Annotated in this window: 17 protein-coding genes; 8 read left to right on the top strand and 9 right to left on the bottom strand. The window is 37.5% G+C overall.

Translation table 11 applies throughout. From position 1 onward, the window contains the following. Window positions 1–134 precede the first annotated feature (134 nt). Window positions 135–1331, top strand: a complete 1197-nt coding sequence (locus P8O16_RS08215) for a YaiO family outer membrane beta-barrel protein (RefSeq protein ID WP_300313119.1) — start codon at window positions 135–137, stop codon at window positions 1329–1331. A 9-nt stretch (window positions 1332–1340) separates the two neighbouring features. Further along, window positions 1341–2519 carry a hypothetical protein gene (locus P8O16_RS08210; RefSeq protein ID WP_300313116.1) on the top strand — a complete coding sequence of 393 codons (1179 nt, stop codon included), beginning with the start codon at window positions 1341–1343 and terminating at the stop codon, window positions 2517–2519. Here P8O16_RS08210 and P8O16_RS08205 read toward each other — a convergent pair. Beyond that, window positions 2512–4452: an LTA synthase family protein gene (locus tag P8O16_RS08205; RefSeq protein ID WP_300313113.1), complete on the bottom strand. Its 1941-nt coding sequence runs from the start codon at window positions 4450–4452 to the stop codon at window positions 2512–2514. The genes P8O16_RS08210 and P8O16_RS08205 overlap by 8 nt on opposite strands. A 148-nt stretch (window positions 4453–4600) precedes the next feature. Between P8O16_RS08205 and P8O16_RS08200 the strand changes: the two genes are divergently transcribed. The 4 genes from P8O16_RS08200 to P8O16_RS08185 all read left to right on the top strand — a co-directional run bounded on the left by P8O16_RS08200 (window position 4601) and on the right by P8O16_RS08185 (window position 7808). After that, window positions 4601–5143 (top strand): rRNA adenine N-6-methyltransferase family protein, encoded by a 543-nt coding sequence (locus P8O16_RS08200; protein WP_300313110.1) that lies wholly within the window; start codon window positions 4601–4603, stop codon window positions 5141–5143. Window positions 5144–5153: 10 nt separating this feature from the next. Beyond that, window positions 5154–5402, top strand: a complete 249-nt coding sequence (locus P8O16_RS08195) for a hypothetical protein (protein WP_300313107.1) — start codon at window positions 5154–5156, stop codon at window positions 5400–5402. A gap of 42 nt (window positions 5403–5444) precedes the next feature. Further along, entirely contained in the window at window positions 5445–6011 is a 567-nt protein-coding gene (msrA, locus tag P8O16_RS08190) for a peptide-methionine (S)-S-oxide reductase MsrA (protein ID WP_300313103.1), read from the top strand. Between the two features lie 129 nt (window positions 6012–6140). After that, entirely contained in the window at window positions 6141–7808 is a 1668-nt protein-coding gene (locus P8O16_RS08185) for a hypothetical protein (protein WP_300313100.1), read from the top strand. A gap of 107 nt (window positions 7809–7915) precedes the next feature. On the opposite strand, the gene P8O16_RS08180 is transcribed toward P8O16_RS08185, so the two are convergent. The 8 genes from P8O16_RS08180 to P8O16_RS08145 all read right to left on the bottom strand — a co-directional run bounded on the left by P8O16_RS08180 (window position 7916) and on the right by P8O16_RS08145 (window position 16057). Then, window positions 7916–8467 (bottom strand): YceI family protein, encoded by a 552-nt coding sequence (locus tag P8O16_RS08180; RefSeq protein ID WP_300313097.1) that lies wholly within the window; start codon window positions 8465–8467, stop codon window positions 7916–7918. Between the two features lie 114 nt (window positions 8468–8581). Next, window positions 8582–9526 (bottom strand): DUF5777 family beta-barrel protein, encoded by a 945-nt coding sequence (locus tag P8O16_RS08175; protein ID WP_300313094.1) that lies wholly within the window; start codon window positions 9524–9526, stop codon window positions 8582–8584. 9 nt (window positions 9527–9535) lie between these two features. After that, window positions 9536–9982: a Rieske 2Fe-2S domain-containing protein gene (locus P8O16_RS08170; protein WP_300313091.1), complete on the bottom strand. Its 447-nt coding sequence runs from the start codon at window positions 9980–9982 to the stop codon at window positions 9536–9538. A 196-nt stretch (window positions 9983–10178) separates the two neighbouring features. Beyond that, window positions 10179–10832, bottom strand: coding sequence for an SGNH/GDSL hydrolase family protein (locus P8O16_RS08165; protein ID WP_300313089.1), 654 nt, complete (start codon window positions 10830–10832; stop codon window positions 10179–10181). 28 nt (window positions 10833–10860) lie between these two features. After that, a complete protein-coding gene (locus P8O16_RS08160) occupies window positions 10861–11394 on the bottom strand; it encodes a dihydrofolate reductase family protein (protein ID WP_300313086.1) in 534 nt (177 codons plus the stop codon). Between the two features lie 113 nt (window positions 11395–11507). Beyond that, window positions 11508–12989: an amidohydrolase gene (locus P8O16_RS08155; RefSeq protein ID WP_300313083.1), complete on the bottom strand. Its 1482-nt coding sequence runs from the start codon at window positions 12987–12989 to the stop codon at window positions 11508–11510. Window positions 12990–13128: 139 nt separating this feature from the next. Next, window positions 13129–14973: a gamma-glutamyltransferase family protein gene (locus P8O16_RS08150; RefSeq protein WP_300313080.1), complete on the bottom strand. Its 1845-nt coding sequence runs from the start codon at window positions 14971–14973 to the stop codon at window positions 13129–13131. A gap of 19 nt (window positions 14974–14992) precedes the next feature. After that, window positions 14993–16057, bottom strand: coding sequence for a carboxypeptidase-like regulatory domain-containing protein (locus tag P8O16_RS08145; RefSeq protein ID WP_300313077.1), 1065 nt, complete (start codon window positions 16055–16057; stop codon window positions 14993–14995). A 201-nt stretch (window positions 16058–16258) separates the two neighbouring features. Here P8O16_RS08145 and P8O16_RS08140 point away from each other — a divergent pair, with 201 nt between their 5' ends. Together P8O16_RS08140 and P8O16_RS08135 are read left to right on the top strand one after the other, a co-directional pair. Further along, on the top strand, window positions 16259–17629 hold the full coding sequence (locus P8O16_RS08140; RefSeq protein WP_300313075.1) for a DEAD/DEAH box helicase: 1371 nt from the start codon (window positions 16259–16261) through the stop codon (window positions 17627–17629). 72 nt (window positions 17630–17701) lie between these two features. Continuing rightward, window positions 17702–18523, top strand: coding sequence for an N-acetylmuramidase family protein (locus tag P8O16_RS08135; RefSeq protein WP_300313072.1), 822 nt, complete (start codon window positions 17702–17704; stop codon window positions 18521–18523). Window positions 18524–18548 lie beyond the last annotated feature (25 nt).

Below are 18548 nucleotides of genomic sequence, written 5' to 3'. Positions count from 1 at the left end.
TGGTCAAAACCGTTTATTTTGACCTAATTTAGTACCCGTTAAGATCGCAAGAAAGCGATTGTCACTGGCTGTCACTTCTAACTTATTTGGCTACTGGCATCTTTGCGGATATACATATTCTTTTATTAATCTTGATGATTGGGTTCAATTTCCCTATAAATGCTCAAGATTCTTTTGATCCGGACGTCCTATTGGCAGAAGCCCGTACTTTGATCATGGATGGACAATATATTAAGGGAAGGAAAATTGCTTTTCGTGCACTGGATAAATATCCAAACTATGCTGATATCCTGATTTTAGTAGGAAGAAGTTACGCCTGGGAAGGAAAAAATGATTCATCTTCGATTTATTTAGAAAGAGCGATTATCGCATCTCCAACTTACTCAGATGGTTATTCTGCTTATTTGGATAACTTGACTTGGTCGGGAGCCTATGAGGATGGTTTTAAAGTAATCGATCTTGCCAAAACAAATTTTGGATCTGCTTTTCCTCCAGAATTAGCCTATAAAGAATCTCGATTATATTACAATCAAGAAGATTATGATGCTGCTTATAAAATTGCTGATGATCTTTTTGAAAAAGAATTTAGACAGGAAGATTTTCTAGGATACATACAAAATTTGCAGCGGTTAAGAAGAAACAATGCTGTGGGCGTCACTTATGATTACGACACTTATTTCTCCGACATAAGCCCTTGGAACACTTTTTCACTTTATGGAAGAACCCGTACCAAATTCACGGGGTCATTAATTGCAAGAGTAACGCAAGCCTATCGATTCGATGGTTCTGGTACCTTATATGAATTGGATGCATATCCTTCGATAGGAAAAAATGCTTATGCCTATGTCAATGTTGGCGCCTCTGGAGCAAGTTTTTTTCCAAATTTCCGTTTTGGAACATCTATTTACTTTAATCTGCCCAAGGCTTGGGAAATTGAAGGTGGGTACCGATATCTGAGGTTCTCAGAAGTTACGAATATTTATACTGCCTCTCTTGGTAAATATGTAGGGAATTGGTGGTTTAATTTTAGGGTAAACGTAATCCCTCAAGAAGTAGGAGTGGGCACCTCCGGTAATATTCAAGCGCGTTATTACTTTAAGACAGGTGAGGATTTTTTCAGTATGCAAATTAGCTCCGGTGTATCTCCTGATGAGGAAAGTAGAGATTCTTCCCAACTTCTAAATTCATACCGTGTTCGGCTGGGATATCAACAATTGATAGTTCCGAGATTTATGATTTTTGGCTACACAGGCTATAGTAGGGATGAATTAAGTACAGATCGTTTTAGAAATAATTTGAATATCTCAATCGGTGGAGAGTACCGGTTTTAATTGAATCTTATGCTTAATGAAGAATTCAAATTAGTAGTAAGGAAATATTTACCCATCATCCTGGCTTTTTTACTAATCCCTTTGATTAGTTATTCCTTCTGGCTGTTTTATCCTATAAGGCAACTTGAAATAGTTGTTATTGATAAATCAGTCACTAATGATACTTACAACGAGCACCAATCATTCTACTGGATTCTTGAATATCAGAAGATTCAAAATATGGAAGACAGGTACTATGATTTCACTGAGGATTATTATGGATATCATTTGGCAAGTGAAAATGAACCAGCTTTTGGAGATGACTTTTCCAAACTTACTGAAGCTGAAATAGAAGCTAAAATTAAGCCTGTTGATGTACTTTTTTTAGCAGATACTTATGGGGTTTATAAGAATGATTTAAATAAAACCAATCAAAAAGAGCGTTCTTCCAAGGTCTTTGGAGGTTTGAATCAGGGAGAAATCAAACTTGTGAGAGAGGCCGCGAAACAAAACAAAACTATTATAGTAGAATTTAATTCCTTTGATTCTCCGACGACAAAATTTAACCGTACGGAAATAGAGAATGAACTTGGAATCAAATGGACAGGTTGGATTGCACGCTATTTTGAGGAGCTTGATACTACAGCAAGTACATTGCTACCAAAATGGTTGATCACAAACTACCTTGAGCAACATGACAACATCTGGATAGGAAAAGGTCCGGGACTTGTATTTGTACATGAAGATGGGAAAGTAGAGGCGCTCACTTATAAAAAAGATTATCAATCCCGCATCCCAGAAATCAGAACACCCTTCTTTAACAAGACAGGTTTTCAACTCCCTGAAGTAGTTCCATATCCAGATTGGTTTGATATTGTTTTAATTGATCGAGGTTACGAGGTAGTTTCATATTTTGATATCAATCCAAGTTCAGAAGGATTAGAGAAACTAAAAGCCATGGGTTTACCTCGGTTTTTTCCTGCCACAGTGGTAAAAAATTCTGATAAGGGTCAGTTTTATTACTTTTCAGGAGATTTTACGGATATGAAAGTAGATTTGGGTTCAGCTAAATTCACGGGGCTTCCAATACTCTGGCGAGGGTTTCACTTGGTTTCTGATTACAAAGACAGGGAAAGTTTTTTTTGGAATTACTACTTCCCTTTGATATCTCAGATTCTTGAGAAGGCTGAAAATCGTGTGACTAATTGATCTGCTGGACAGGAAGTAATTTCCGAGTTTGAACCATGTAATTGTTTTTGTTTTTAAAATCTTCGAACTGCCCATTCAGCTTATTCGTCAAATCATTGTCTGTAACAGGGTCGATATTCAGATTATCTGAAATTGTAAATAACTGTCCATCGGACAAGAAAAACTCACCGTCTAAGTAATCCAAAAGCTGATTTTTATTTCGCATCATTGGCATAGCTAATTTGGATTGGAAAACCCTTGATGTGTCTAGGACTTGGCCCTGCCAAGTAGCTATTTCCGGCATTTTTAAACCTGCTTGATCCCTAAGAAATGCAAGAATACTCGGCGTCACCTCAAAATGACTTGTCATTCCTCTAAAATAGCTCGGGCGATTAAGCAAAGGGGAGTAGATAATCAATGGCACATGGAATCGATCTAATCTTGAGGACATAGGAATGTCAGGTAATCGGTGATCACCGGTAAAAATGAAGATTGTGTTTTCAAATTCGGGACGCTTGGAATACGCTTCCATAAACTCCCGAACCGCATCATCTGCATATAAAAGCGTCATATAGACGTCTTCATAGGCCAGATAGTCACTAACTTGAGAATCATTTAATTTCAAATTATCCTTCAAATGACTTCTTAACTTGCTTTGATAAAACGGAAGCTCTGGTACTAGATATGGATCATGGGAAGTTTGGGTTTGAAAAATTCGAAGTTGGGGTTTAGTGGTGTTAGTTGGAAGTTTTTCCAAACCATTGCGAAACAATTCTTTATCTGAATATCCCCATGAAAAACCAGTATTTGAAGGAGCTTTTTCATATTTCGGATCAAAACCTAAAATATCTACCAACTGATCTACTTTCTGGTAATTAAGGAAACTGCCTTGATTATCGAAATTCTGATCTGCTCCTATGAAATAGCGAACTTCATAATCATTTTCTCTCAAGACACTTAATAGAGATTCATGTTTAGGAAAATCTTGGTAAAGCTCAAGAAAACCTTTCTCTCCAAATGGTAATCCTGAAAAAATACCAGGAAGAATCCCGAATGTTCTTCCAGTTGAAGATACATTATTCAACCAAACTAGGCTATGTTGTTCTAAGGAGTCCAGAAAAGGAGTAAAACTGCCTAAATAAGCGTCTCTCCCAGAATAGGCTTTTCCCATACTTTCGATTAAAACGAAAACGATATCCGGAGCCTTTTCCAAGCTATCGAAATAGGGCCCTAATACATCTGTATAGTTTGCTTTGAAAGCAAAAGGATAAGAAGGATCAAAATAATCCTTCTTCACAGTTAGTCCTTCATTGGTTGATCTTAAATAAAAATCAAAATAATACTCATTGGTAAACATGAAGTAATCAAAAGTCTGAAAAGCCAAAAAACTGGATTTATTCAACTTAATGTTTTGCTTAGTCTCATCCTGACTTTTTAAATCTACAAGTGGGTTTATTACAGCGGCCAAAAGCAACAAATAAGAAATTCCAGTGACATAGAGGTAAGTCCTTAATGACAGCCGCATAATCCAAATACCAGTTTGCAATAAAAAGAGGAGCACAACAAAGAAAATCCCGATAAGAATCAGGTTAGTGGGATTCAGTTGGCCTGAAGCCTCTACTGTCAAAATCAAATCAGAAGTACTATAAGCGTAAAGATCCTTTCCTAAGGGAATCAGGGATTTAGAGAAATAAAAAGTAAGTGCCAGTTGTATTACTAATGCAATCCCAAATATTAACTGGCTGAACCATTTGGCGATTTTAATTGAAAAAAATGAAACAATACCATGTAAGATTAAAAGCAATCCCACGAAATAAAAGTACCAACTGATATCATCCAACAATCCTACAGCCAAGACCTCATCAAACTGAAAAGGTAAAATATGAGAATCGAAAACAAGCTTTAATTCCAAGAATCGGAATCCGATCATTAGAATAAAGAATATCAAGGACATACCCCAGAAATTTTTCAGGGTAGTTTGAATTTTTATTGGTAGATCTGAGTGGATTTCAGCCTTTTGGGCCATATTTATAATATTTCTTAAGCAAATCTAATTAAAATATAGGGCAAAATAAGATATCTTGAAGTCCGAAAAAAGATATATGACTAAATCAGATTTATGGGTAGAACTCTACTCAAATATCAGTACAACAGGAGCATTGACGTTTAGTTCAAAGGCTTTGGTATCAAAAATGCTCTCGCATGCCAACATTGCAGATTCAAAGATAATGGTCGAGTTGGGAGGTGGAGATGGAAGTATTACTCAAGGAATTGTTGATCGCATGTCACCAGATGCAGAGTTATTCGTCTTTGAAATTAACAAATCATTTTGCGACTCTATGGAAAAGCTTTTTCCGCAAGAAAATGTCCATATCATTAATGATTCAGCCGAAAACATCCAGCAATACCTTAATGGTAAGAAAGCAGATTATGTACTTTCCTCATTGCCATTTAGCTTGATTCCCTTAGATGTAAAATACCAGATTTTGGAGCAGAGTAAGCTTGCACTATCCCCAAATGGATTTTTTATTCAGATTTGTTATTCGTATTTGTTGAAAAACTTATTCAAAAAGCATTTCGAAAGGGTTAAAACCAGCTTTACTCTAAAAAATCTACCACCTGCATTTGTCATGGTGTGCAATTGATTTATTCCTTGTGGACATTCTCAGAATCGCAATACTAGCAATGCTTCAACAGAAAAAAGGAATTGATTTTTCTCCTTTAGAAGTAATACAGCAAATGTATCCGGAGGATTGGGAGTTATTTCAAGTTGATGTTTTTCTTAAAGTTAAACAACTGTACCAAGAGGGTTTGATAGAAATCAAATCTGATAGTGAAGTTATAAATCTCAATAATGATCTGCCCTATAATTCCAAAATCAGTAAACCTTCCAAACTTATCTGATTGTTATTGGGTTATAATTTTTTAAACAGAAAATATCATTCCATGAATCTTCCGACTACCTCTCTTATTATTCCTGACGGTTTAAAATTAATCACTTTAGGCGCCGGTTGCTTTTGGTGTACAGAGGCAGTTTTTCAAAGACTTAAAGGAGTAGTAAAAGTTATTTCAGGATACTCCGGAGGATTTGTAGAAGATCCCTCTTATCGGGAAATTTGTAATGGCACTACAGGACATGCTGAGGTAATTGAAGTTTATTATGATCCTAAAGTGATTTCTTTAGAGGAAATTTTAAAAATTTTTTGGGCTACTCACGATCCCACAACTTTAAATCGTCAGGGTGCCGATGTAGGCCCTCAATACCGATCTGCAATATTTTGCAATACTACATCGCAGCAAGAGATAGCTGAAAAGCTAAAAGCAGAACTTAATGATTCTAAGGTTTTTGATCGCCCGATTGTCACAGAGATTACTGCATTCACTAATTTTTATCCGGCTGAGAATTATCATCAGGATTATTACAATTTGAATGGGAGTCAACCATATTGTCAATTTGTAGTAAAGCCGAAAGTAGATAAGCTTAAGAAATTTTTTAGTGATCGAATAAAGTAGGATTTCCTACTTTTGTCTTGCGAAACTAATTTGCAATGATGAAATCGAGCATGACTAGAGAGTCAAATATCTGGTTGATAAAGTACATGGCGAGATTCCACACGGCTATTTAGAGGAGATTATACATATATGAAAAGAACTAGAGCCCAAGAATCACGAGCCGCTATAGAACGATTATACATCACGATGCGGCATTTATTCACCAGAGGAGTCTATAAACCAAATGGTATATCAGGCGAAGGCTTGGTTGAGGCACTTCGGATCCTAAGCCCTGAAATATACGGTACGATTACCGACCCTGAGAAAGTGGAGCTTGATGGATTACTTTATGTAATGGAACGACTTCCACGTGGTATAGAAGAATGTCGCTATGTCCGGTTGATCAGCAGAGAGGGTTACGAATCTTCTAAACTAACTCCGATCATTCCTCCAAAGCGAAAGCGAAATTGCTACCGTTTGGATGAGCATATTATGTATGTGGAAATGACAAGAGGCCGCTCTGATATTTATGATATTCTGACTCATTTGACATTTTTGAATATCGAATCAAACAAAATTTTTCAAAACAGTACTGATGCTAAAGGTAAAATCAATACCAACTGGCGAATGCTGGAAGAGATAGTGACCAAAGAGCAAAACGGAGAAGACTTTAACAAAGAAGCCGCCAGTGCTTATTTAAGTCATTTGATCGGTCGTACTTTTGAAGAAACTTTATTTGCTGTCGATAAATTTAAGCGAAGCTCAAATTCAAACAGTCTATTTTCAATTATTTACCACTTAGGTAAGTTGGCTTTTGAAGAGAGTGTTCAAGGGTTGGATAGAGAGATTTCATTCTCAGCTACCCTTCGGGAAAGGGTAGGTCATCACGTATACGGAGAGCTTTGGGCAAAAAGGATCAAAGCTACATTGGATCAAAAAGACCTTTTGAAACGTCCTATTCATATTATTTCTGCCAATCTTCATTCTGTATTGAATACCATTTATGGTTTTCAACTTCTCGATCTCAAGGATTACCAATCACTTGAGGATGTGGTGATGGATATCAGTACTAACACGAAAGGGAATCAGGGGAAAGCTATTGAAGATTATGCTTTAGATCATGGCTTTATCAATCTTCCTGATGAATCTGGGACAAATATTGGTGCTCAAATTATTGATACCGCTTTATTGGAAAAAGATGAGTTGATTCCTGGAGTATTTTTATCAAAAGACAAGAGCAAAAGACCTGTTTTCGTGGTGATGGATTATGCTTTTGGGGAGCAAGCTTATGAATGTTTTGATGAATTGCTTAAGCCATATCATCGTGAAGAAAAAACCAGCCCTTTGGATATCATTTCTACCTCAATCATGGGTAAAGCAGGGATACTATATGGGGGAAAGGGAGATTTGATGATTCCCAACTCACATGTTTTTGAAGGAACTGCAGATAATTATCCATTCAAAAACGAGTTCAAAAAATCAGACTTTGAAGGCTATGGGTTAGGTGTGTATTCAGGTTCAATGGTTACTGTATTGGGAACTTCCCTTCAGAATAAAGACATTCTGACTTATTTTATGGAGTCTTCCTGGCATGCGGTAGGATTGGAAATGGAAGGAGCACATTATCAGAAAGCGATTCAATCTGCTTCAAAAATACGTAGAAGCATACGGTCAAATGTTAAAGTGCTATATGCTTATTATGCATCTGATAATCCTTTGGAGACAGGAAGTACTTTAGCGTCCGGCGCTTTGGGGATGGAAGGAGTGAGGCCTACTTATTTGATTACATATAAGATTCTGGAAAAGCTTTTTTCCTAAAATCCGATATAGTCTAAAAGTTTAAAGCCTTTGAAGTGGATCCACTTCAAAGGCTTTTTTTGGATAATAAAATTCAGAAATTGAATTTATCCTAACATTTAAAATTTCTATTTTTTCAACAAATCCAATGTTCCTTTGACTTGAATTTCCTCTGCAATCTTTGCGAAAACCAAGGTTGGGATCTCAATTTTATAATCAACAAGTTTGATCAAAAATTCAACTTTAAGGTTTAACACCTTTCCATCTGAATGAATTTTACCGATCAAATCCATAGGTTTTTCCACTCCATGAATTTTCATCAAACCAGTGGCTTTTACAGAGTAATCTCCAGGCAAAGAAAAATCATCATTACCAATGATTTTACCTCTAAATGATGCCGTTGGATACTTCTCACTTTCCAAATAATTTTCGTTGAAATGCTCTTGCATCAATTTATTGGGAAATGAAAAATCAGTGATTCGCATTTGAACTGCAACTTCACGCGTATCTGAATTGATGATACTGCCGACTTTTTTATTCACAGCGCTGATATCTTCCACTGGGGTAGAAGAATAAAAAGAGATCTCACCTGTTGAGGTTGAAAAGAGCGTTTGTGCAACAGCACTTCCAATAACAAATTGAGAGCAATAAAGGAATACGAAGAAGAATAGCTTTTTCATATGATTATATTTTTTTTTAGATGTCATATAGCCTGTCCCGAGAATCGGAAAAATACCCTAATCCCGATATTTATCGGGACATTGCCCTGTGTGAGAACTTTTTTTAGGGGCATTTCATTTGATCTTCTTTTTAGCCGACTTATCCAGACTGAATGTTCTGGCAATATTAAATCCATAGAAAATATCCTTGTTTTCCCAAGTACCGATCGTCTGTCCTATAAACTGCTTCTCAATCATTCCTTTTGAATTAGTGAAATGAAGCTGGAATACGTGTCCACCAGTCTCAATATCCACACCCAAAGAAAGGGAGTTGTGAAAAGGATAGGGAAGTCCTGTTTCACTTTGGTATTGGTTTTTATCCACCAAGTTGTAGTAGTATTCTGCCGAAAGCGTAATTCTGTTTGAAAGTTTGTATCTACCCCCACCACCCATGGAAAGCATTGTGTTTTCAATTGAAGCACTTTCCACTCGATTCTGATGTAGAACGGTTGGCATTAGTTGAAGAGAAAGTTTTTCATTGAATTTACGAGCAATTAGTAACTGCCCATGATAGGAGTAGCGCTCAAGGTTATTGAAAAACTTCATTTCAGCACCTGTTTCAGTGATATATCCCGTATTCATGGTATTGATAGCCCAGCCACCCATTGCTGTTACCGTAACCGGAATTTTGTTTGATTGGCGTAGGACTTTATACTTCGAATAGAAATCATAAGTCTTTTCCATTGAACTTCTTCCGGCACCTATTAGCCATTGGTCTGTTATACCATATTCTAATCCCAAGCGGATTTTTGCTTCATCCAGCCCAAAGAAATTATTTATGAATCCACTATTCACAGCTCCGAAACGGTGGGAAATCCAGAAGTTGAGGTGCTTTTTGGAAATAGTTTCTACTGTCTGACCATTGATTAGTCGGGTAGCTTTGAAAGTAGCATATGTATAAACCGGTTCTTTGGAAAGATCCTCATCCAACATTGCCATCAAATCATCTTGAGCAAATGCTCGACCTATTAATCCAAAAAAAAGGATAAATACCAAGAGCGATATAATTTTAATACGCATTGTCGATTATTAAGAGAAAACCCGAAGTAGACTTCCATCAAAAGCTGTCATATAAACCGTCAAGCCATTTTTCCCATTGGAATTAAGTCCTCGACCGTTTACATCATACTTTGCACCATGCTCTGGGCAATAAAACTCAGCATTTCGATAGATTACTTTTGCTTTGTTCTCATGCGAACAAACCTGAGTCACAGCAGCAAAGGTGGTCGAAGAGATTCTTGCGATCACTATTCTATTGGCAATGACATATTTCCCAACAGTTTTTAGCGCAGAATAGGCTGAATCATTAAGATCAAGTGTGAAATCTGTAGTGGAACCACTTCCTCCTGGATCGTTTGGAGAAGGTTCATTGATACAACTGCTTAAAGCAGGTACAGCACAATAGACGGCTAGGAGGGAAGCGCCTTTAAATCCAAGGGATTTTAAGAATGCGTTTCTGGATAGTTTTTCTTCCATTTCTTTAGGGTAGTTAATTCGTGAAACAAGCTAGGAATTTGATTTAGGAGGTTTCCTTAAGCGATTCTTAAGATTTGTTTAAATTATTTCTAACTGAAACAAATTTCACTAAATAAGAACTTGGCCTTTTGTTTATAACTACCTAAAGGTCAAAAAATTGTACTACCATTAATTCCAAACTTTTTAAGGGATTGAATTAAAAAAGTTGATCTGAAAGAAAAGCAACAACAAGCTTTCCAAGTTCAGTATAGCCTTTTTCCGAATAATGGACATCTGCGTTTCCCTGGCCATGTTCTTTGTGAATATCTACTGAGGCGGTATAAATATCATTTACCAAGACTCCATGCCTTTTCATAACTTCTTTTGCAGCAGAATTATATATTTCTACATCAGAACTAACTCGGCCAACCTCTTGTAGAGGGACATAAGTTGTAGTGACAAATACCAATTTGGCATCACTAATTTTTTTGATTTTGGTGATTAATCGATCGAGATTGGCAGCATATTCTTCGACCGTAAATGTGATTTTTCCATTTACTTTATCGCGGTTTCCATATACTTTTGAGTCAGGATGACGATAAGCCAAATCCCATAATCCCCAATTTATTTGAATTAAATCCCAATCCTCATCACCAATCCATTCTTCTATCTTTTCTAGTCCAGTACCAGTATGCTGTCCATTGCCGGGGTTATGGGTCACTAATGCTTTGCCCTGAAAAGACTTCCATACATAAGGTGTGTAGCCCATAGAAATAGAATCTCCAATAATTAGGATTTTCTTTTGCTTCCAGATAAAAGATGATAATCCTATCGAAATCAGTAGTAAAATTGGAATCAGAAACCGTTTCATAAAATAGATTTTAAGGAAAAGGGGGGTACTAGACTTTATTGTAATGAAGTTGAACTAGTCCCTTGTCAAAAGACTTTGAATTGATTAATCGAAGTGATTGCTCAGGTCTACCTCCTTTGAAAAGTGAAACTCCATCTCCAAGAAGAATAGGAATCACAGAAATAATAAATTCATCAATTAAGTTGTTTCTCATCAACTCATTTGCGATTTCGGCACCTCCATCACAATAAATATTTCCTCCGGGTTTTGACTTAAGAATGGCTATCAATTCACTGAGATCTCCAGTATAAAAGTTAAAACTACCAATAGACGCCCTTTTTCTTCTAGTAATGATGAATACATCTTTATCTACATGTGGGTATTCATAACCCATAGAAAGTACTTTCTCGTAGGTTTTTCTACCAATTATTACTGTATCAACAGAAGAAACAAAGTTCGTATAACCATAATCTTCACCTTCCTGAGCAACTGAAGAAAGGAAATCCAAACTATCATCTAGGCTTGCGATATAACCGTCCAAGCTCATGGAGATATATAAAATTATTTTACGATTGTAAGGCATGTAGTTTTAACCAGTTTTGAAGACTAGACCAACCAAACTATTTTTTATCTAAATTTTTTCAATATTATTTGAATAAAGACTGAAAGTTTAGGTTTAAGACTATTCTTAAGATATCACTGCAACTTCGAGGTAATTGGGGGAGGACCATCAGGAATAATTCCCTTGTATACATAGTCTCCTTTTTTAGTCTTGAATTCTGTTTGTATTGATTCAACTAATGCAGGATCTTGATAAAGATCCACCATTGTCATTGCCAATGCCTTTGCAGCATATCCCATTCCTTTGTGCCCGATTGACATACCACCGCATGCTACAACTGCCCAAGAATGCCAAGGAGTACCATTTGGAGCGGTAGTTGCACTCAAACTGATCACCGGAACATTCCAGCTCACATCACCCACATCTGTGCTACCACCCATAGAGTGTTCCAAGGTCTCTTCCAAGGGTTTAATTTCTGATACTAATCCTATTTGAGGCTTATTGACACTTTCTTGAATCTTCTTTGCAAAAACCTGTTCCTCTTCAGTGTAGCTAATTGGACCAAGGGATTCTAAGTTTTTTTGAAGCACTTCAGAACCTTTACGATTGATCAGCATTTCATGAACACCTGAGATTAAGCTCACTTCATAATCTACATTAGCGAGAATCGCTGCGCCCTCAGCCATAGCTTCAACGCGCTCCCAAACCGGTATTAACCCTTCTCGACTGCTATCTCGTACTCGTACCCAAATTCTACTATAATCCGGAACCACATTGACCACTTGACCCGCATCTTGAATATGGTAGTGAATTCTTACCGTAGGCTTGATGTGTTCACGGTAATAGTTGATGCCATTAGCATAAAGCTCCAAGGCATCCGATGCACTTCGACCATTCCAAGGATCCGCTGAAGCATGAGCTGCTTGACCTCTGAATTCGACTTGAAAATCAACTAAAGCCAATCCTTTTTGAGCATTTACTTTGGTCTCATCTGCAGGATGCCAATCCATCATCACATCCACATCATTGAAGAGGCCTGCACGAATCATCCAGAGTTTCCCGAAGAATTTCTCTTCAGCTGGAGTTCCATAGAAACGAATAGTACCTTTTATTTCACCTTTCTCGATTAAATCTTTGATTGAAGCTGCAGCACCTAATGAGGCTACACCAAAAAGATTGTGTCCACATCCATGACCCGGTGCGTCAACGTGTAGTGGATCTTTGTAAGGGACTTTATTTTGCGATAGGCCAGGAAGAGCATCAAATTCTCCCATAATCCCGATGATAGGCTTTCCAGATCCATATTCTGCAACAAATGCTGTGGGTATCTCACCAACGCCTCTCGTCACTTTGAAACCCAATGATTCTGCATAATCGGATAACGCTGCGGCAGATTGAGTTTCTTGGAAAGCGATTTCCTCAAAAGACCAAATTTTATCACTCAAGTCTGTCAAATCCGCATAACGTGTATCAATAGCTTGTTGAACCTCGGTCTTTAGAGGATTTGGTTTGGCTTTTTTTTGAGAAAAAGAAATCGTAGCAAAACATGAGAATAGCACAAAAAACAAAAATCCTTTTTTTGAATATCCTGTGTTTAGGGAATTTGATCTGATCATCTAAGTGTTTTTAAGTTATTTCGTATTTATATTTTTTTGAGATGTTTTATAATTTTAAGCAATCTGCTGCCTAGATCTTGCTTGCAAACTTTATAGAAAAAAAACCTCAAAGATTACCAACCCAAGCTAAAAAGCCATCCTACCAAGCAATTCCATAGTCTTCCCCATAATTGCTTGATCCACCCCAGAAACTTCCGTGTTTCCAGTCAAACCAAATGGCATTAATAGGACCAGAAGTTCTAGGCCAAAAATCCATTAGATATCCTTTTTTAGTCAATTCAGCCCGAATCCAATTTGGGGTGTCTTCTCTCAATGTCATAGCACCTGGTTTTATCTCATGCGCACCAAAGGAGCTTTGCATTTGATAGGAATTCATATTAGCCGCCTCAGCAGCCTGTTGGACGTTCATGTCGAATTCAACCACATTGAGGAAAAACTGAAGTAGGTTTTGATCCTGTGAATCTCCGCCTTGTACCGCGAAGGCCAAGAATGGTTTTCCATCTTTTAGCGCCAAGCTAGGAGTCAAAGTAACTCGTGGTCGTTTGCCAGGCTCCGGTAGATTGTAAGGGTTCAATTTTTCATCCAAAACAAAACTTTGCATTCGTTGACTCAGACCAACTCCAGTGTTTCCAGCGATTACCGCTGGGATCCATCCGCCACTAGGAGTGACAGATACTACCCAGCCCTCAGCATCTGCAGCCTCTATAGAAGTAGTACCGCGCTGGAATTGCTCCAAAAATGGATCATCAAGTCCGCTCAATGGCTGGCCCGGGTTATTAATGGCTACAGCTTTGTTGTTTTGTTCCAATAGATTTTTGAAAGGATTGGTACCGCCTTGGTAAGGGTATGGATCTCCAGGGCCCATGGTAGGATCATTTTTGTCTTTGATCAGTTTGGCTCTGTCTTTGGCATATTCTTTTGAAAGCAACCCCTTAATTGGACTTACAGGATCAAAGGCAGGATCAGAATAGTAAAAATCACGATCTGCAAAGGCCAAATTCATCGCTTGGTAAATAGTGTGTATATAATTCGCAGAGTTATAACCCATGCTTTTCAAATCGAAGTTCTCGAGAATATTCAAGGACTGAAGTAGGGCAGGACCTTGAGTCCATTCCTGAAGTTTGTAAACATCAATACCTTTATAATTTACTGATAGAGGCTCCTCGATTTTGACTTTCCAATTAGCCAAATCTGCTTCCGTAAATAATCCGCCTTGCTCACGGGTACCTCTGACAATCTCTTTTGCAATATCACCTTTATAAAATCGCTCATAAGCAGCATAGATAGCTTCCTTTCGGTTTTTTCCAGCATTTAGGGATGCTTTTTCAGTTTCTACAAGCTTAGATAGTGTTTGATATAAATCCTCCTGAACAAAGATTTCACCAGCCTCAGGAGCTTCTCTTTCCTGACCTAGATGAGGGAGAAATACTTTCTTTGAGTAAGGCCATCCTTTGATTTGATCTTTTCCTTTTTCAATGTTGTTGGCAGTCATTTCCTCAATAGGATATCCCTTGGCAAGTTGCATCGCCGGCGCCAAAACCTGTGCTAAACTCATGGTTCCATACTCAGCCAGCATAGTCATCAATCCACCCGGAGTTCCAGGAGTAGTTGCTGCCAATGGCCCAAAAGCAGGAGGATAGTCCATGTTTTGAGATTTGTAAAAATCTACCGTCGCACCAGTAGGAGCATAGCCCATGGCATTAATTGCAATAACTTTTTTAGTGTTAGGGTTGTAAATCAAGGCTTGCGTTTCTCCTCCCCATGAAAGCACATCCCACATCGTCGCAGTAGCAGCTAGCATTCCGCATGCAGCGTCTACAGCATTGCCTCCTTGTTGAAAAATCTGAGATCCAGCAGTGGCTGCGAGAGGTTTTCCTGTAATTGCAACCCAATTTTTCCCATGGAGTACTGGCTTTTGGGTTTGCTGTGCAAAAGTCAATAGCGGTAAGAACAGTAAAGCAATAAATGTAAATTTCTTAAGCATATAATTAGTTGTTTATTTTTTACTTTTGATCAAGTAACTGACTCATAATTGGTTGGAAGCCATCAAACTGCGAGTTGAAATGTGTGAATATTTGAAACAAGGCGCTAGGTTCTCGAGTAGGGAGGCTGTTTTGATTGACAAATTGTTCCATTTCTTCTGCTTTATCACCAAAAAGAGCAAATAGTTTTTTACGATTAGTTGGAACTTCTATTACATTTTTTCCTTCCAAATAGTAATAGGTATTCCTTTTGAGAATCTGGTGATTTCTATTCCCAACCATCAATGCAGTATTGTAATTGGATTCTTTAAATATGGCCTCAGTTCTTCGCATCAAGGGTAATTCTCCGTCCACCAAGACCTCAAAAAATCCTGATATTGGACTTCCTTCATCCAAAAAATCCATTCCGTTCACAAAATACCTAGGCACTTTGTATGCGGAATCTACCCAAACAAAATTTTGAACCCGAAGTCCCATCATAATCGATATCAGGTTAGACTCAGGTTCCATCAACTCAAACTGATTAGCGACAATATTGTATCGGGCTCTAAAACCCTCCAAAAGTTTCTGATCTCTGTATAGTAGGAGAGAAGCGGTATTCCATTTTTTATCCAGGTAATAATTCCCTTCAACTTTAGCTGGCTCAGGGGCTATCCCATAAACCATATTACCCCCTAACATATTCGGACGATCATTAAAGAGGTTGGTGATATTTGTAGCTCGGATTGTTTTTTGTAATGCTGCACCAGATCCTTCTGCACCATATTTTACAAGATAAATATCTCCAAGATTTATGTTTTTATTAAGTTTAACTACCTGTTCATAAGAATTATAACCTTCAAGATTTAAAGAAAGAATGTATTTGCCTTCAATTACATTTTCAAGTGAAAAATTTCCCCCAGCTACTGATTTCACCCCAAAAGCAGTTCCTCTTAAAGTCACACTTACATCTTCTAAATATTCCTGAGTTTCAGAATCTACAATTCTACCTTTAATTTCAAATACCTGAGCAAACAGCTGATTAGAACCAAGGAAAATTGTGATATAAAGAAAGATGCATAGTCTTAAGTAAAATTTAAAATTCATCGAGTTTTAGGTTGGCTTAGATAAAGATGAAATATAACCTAATTGATGGATTCTTGCCAATTTTGAATACAAATTGGACTTTTAGCAGATTAGAATTTCTATCCAGTTAGCTATAGATTTGGCTTTCTGTTGATTTCGGAGGTATATTTGAGAAGACAAAGTTTTTTTTGTTCTTTACAGAATTTAACAATCCCTTTAATTTTGGAATTCGCAGCATTTAATTTCGAACCTTCGCTTCAGGATGGACTGGACGCCATGGGTTATGAAAAACCTACACCAATTCAGGAAAAAGCAATTCCTGTTATACTTCAAAACAAAGATTTAATCGCCTGTGCCCAAACTGGTACAGGAAAGACAGCAGCTTTTATTCTCCCGATATTAAATAAGATATGCAAATCAGGTTCAAACAGACTCAATACCTTGATTTTAGCACCAACTCGGGAGCTTGCAATTCAAATAGATCAACAGATTCAAGGGTTTTCTTATTTCCTTGGGGTTAGTTCCATTCCAATTTATGGAGGAGGAGATGGGATTGTGTGGGAACAGCAAAAGAAAGCTCTGGAAACAGGAGCGGATATAGTTGTTGCAACACCGGGCAGATTGATCGCGCTATTAGCTGGAGGAAAAATCAATCTTAGCACCCTAGAGCATTTGATTCTAGATGAAGCAGATCGGATGATGGATATGGGATTTTCGGATGATATCCTTAAGATCGTTAATTATCTTCCAAAGGATCGTCAGACAATTCTTTTTTCGGCGACTATGCCTCCGAAGATTCGTCAGTTTAGCATGAAATTTCTAAATAAACCTGAGGAAATTTCCATCGCACTTGGTAAAACAGCAGAAGGAGTTACCCAATCAATGTATTCGGTTTACGATACTCAAAAGGAGGAACTTGTAAAGCATATACTTTCACAGAAGGCTTATGAAGCAGTTATCATTTTTGCATCAACCAAGGAAAAAGTAAAATCATTATTTAAAATCCTTCGAAAGCATTTTGATGTGGAAGCATTTCACTCAGACCTGGAACAGGTAGAGCGGGAAAAAATCATGTCAGCTTTTAAAAATAAAGCTGTAAAAATTCTTGTTGGAACTGATATTATTTCCCGTGGAATCGATGTGGTAGGTATAGAATTGGTGATCAACTATGATACCCCTTCCGATCCGGAGGATTATGTGCATCGTGTGGGACGTACAGCCCGTGCAGATAAAGAAGGGGAAGCTATTACTTTTGTCAATCCAAAAGATCAACACAAATTCGTTCGAATTGAAAAGTTGATTGGCATGAACATAACTCATAATCCCTTACCAGAAGGATTTGAAAAAGGTCCAACCTATACTGGAGAACCAGAAAAAGCGGGAAAATCCAATGCTGGGAAAAAGCCAAACTTTAAAAAAAGGGAAGGGGGACAATCTAAGAATCAGTCAAGACCCAAAACCGACAATTTTAAACAATCAAAAAGCCCTAAAACAAACGAATCAAACATCACTAAGTCTGAGCAAAAACCAGCCTCAATCGAAAAAAAGCCAGGTAAATTTGGTCCTCGAAGGAATGTGATTGATCCAGAATAAGGTTATCAAAGCATTGCATATTTAAAGTACTTCAACTAAATTGAAGTACTTTTTATTTTTAAAGCAGATATTATGCAATACATTAAATTAAGGTCTCGAGGTTCTTCGGTGGCATTTTTACAGGAATTGTTGTTGAAATTGGGTTATCAGATTCCAATCACTTCTTATTTTGGGACTTTGACCGAAGCCGCTGTCAAAGACTTTCAGTCTAAAAACAAATTAGTGATTGACGGAGAGGTTGGGATTAAGACTTGGACCATTCTACTTGAAAAAACCAAACCAGCAGAATCTTTTGGTGACAAATTTTTGGATGAACAGGATCTCATAGATTTCTCTAAAAAGTATGGACTGGAATTAGCTGCAGTGAAAGCAGTAAATGAAGTTGAGAGTTCCGGAAAAGGCTTTTTTATTGATGGTAGACCAAAGATTTTATTTGAGGGCCACATATTTTGGAGGCAATTGAAGGAAAGAGGGATTGATCCTTCCAGTCTATCCAATCCTTCAAATGAAACTGTACTTTACAAAAGTTTCACTCGAAAGCATTATTTAGGTGGAACAAATGAATACCTCCGAATGGAGAAAGCAGCATCTATATCCCCTGATCCAAGGTTTAAAGAAGCCGCACTTGCTTCAGCTTCTTGGGGCAGTTACCAAATTATGGGTTTTCACGCTTTAAAGCTTGGTTATCCCTCCGTACAAAATTTTGTAGATGAGATGTATATCCACGAAAGCAATCAGTTAGATGCCTTTGGAAGATATATCTCCACTTTTGGATGCCTTTCTCATTTGAAAAATAAAGACTGGGCAAAATTTGCAAAGTGCTACAATGGACCAGCTTATGCGCAAAATAAGTACGATATAAAAATGGCGAAGGCTTATCAAAAATACTCTTAATTTTTTTTGATGTTTTAATTTTCAT

This window comes from Algoriphagus sp. (assembly GCF_029254265.1).
Lineage (GTDB): Bacteria > Bacteroidota > Bacteroidia > Cytophagales > Cyclobacteriaceae > Algoriphagus.
This window is presented reverse-complemented; position numbering and strand designations above follow the sequence as displayed.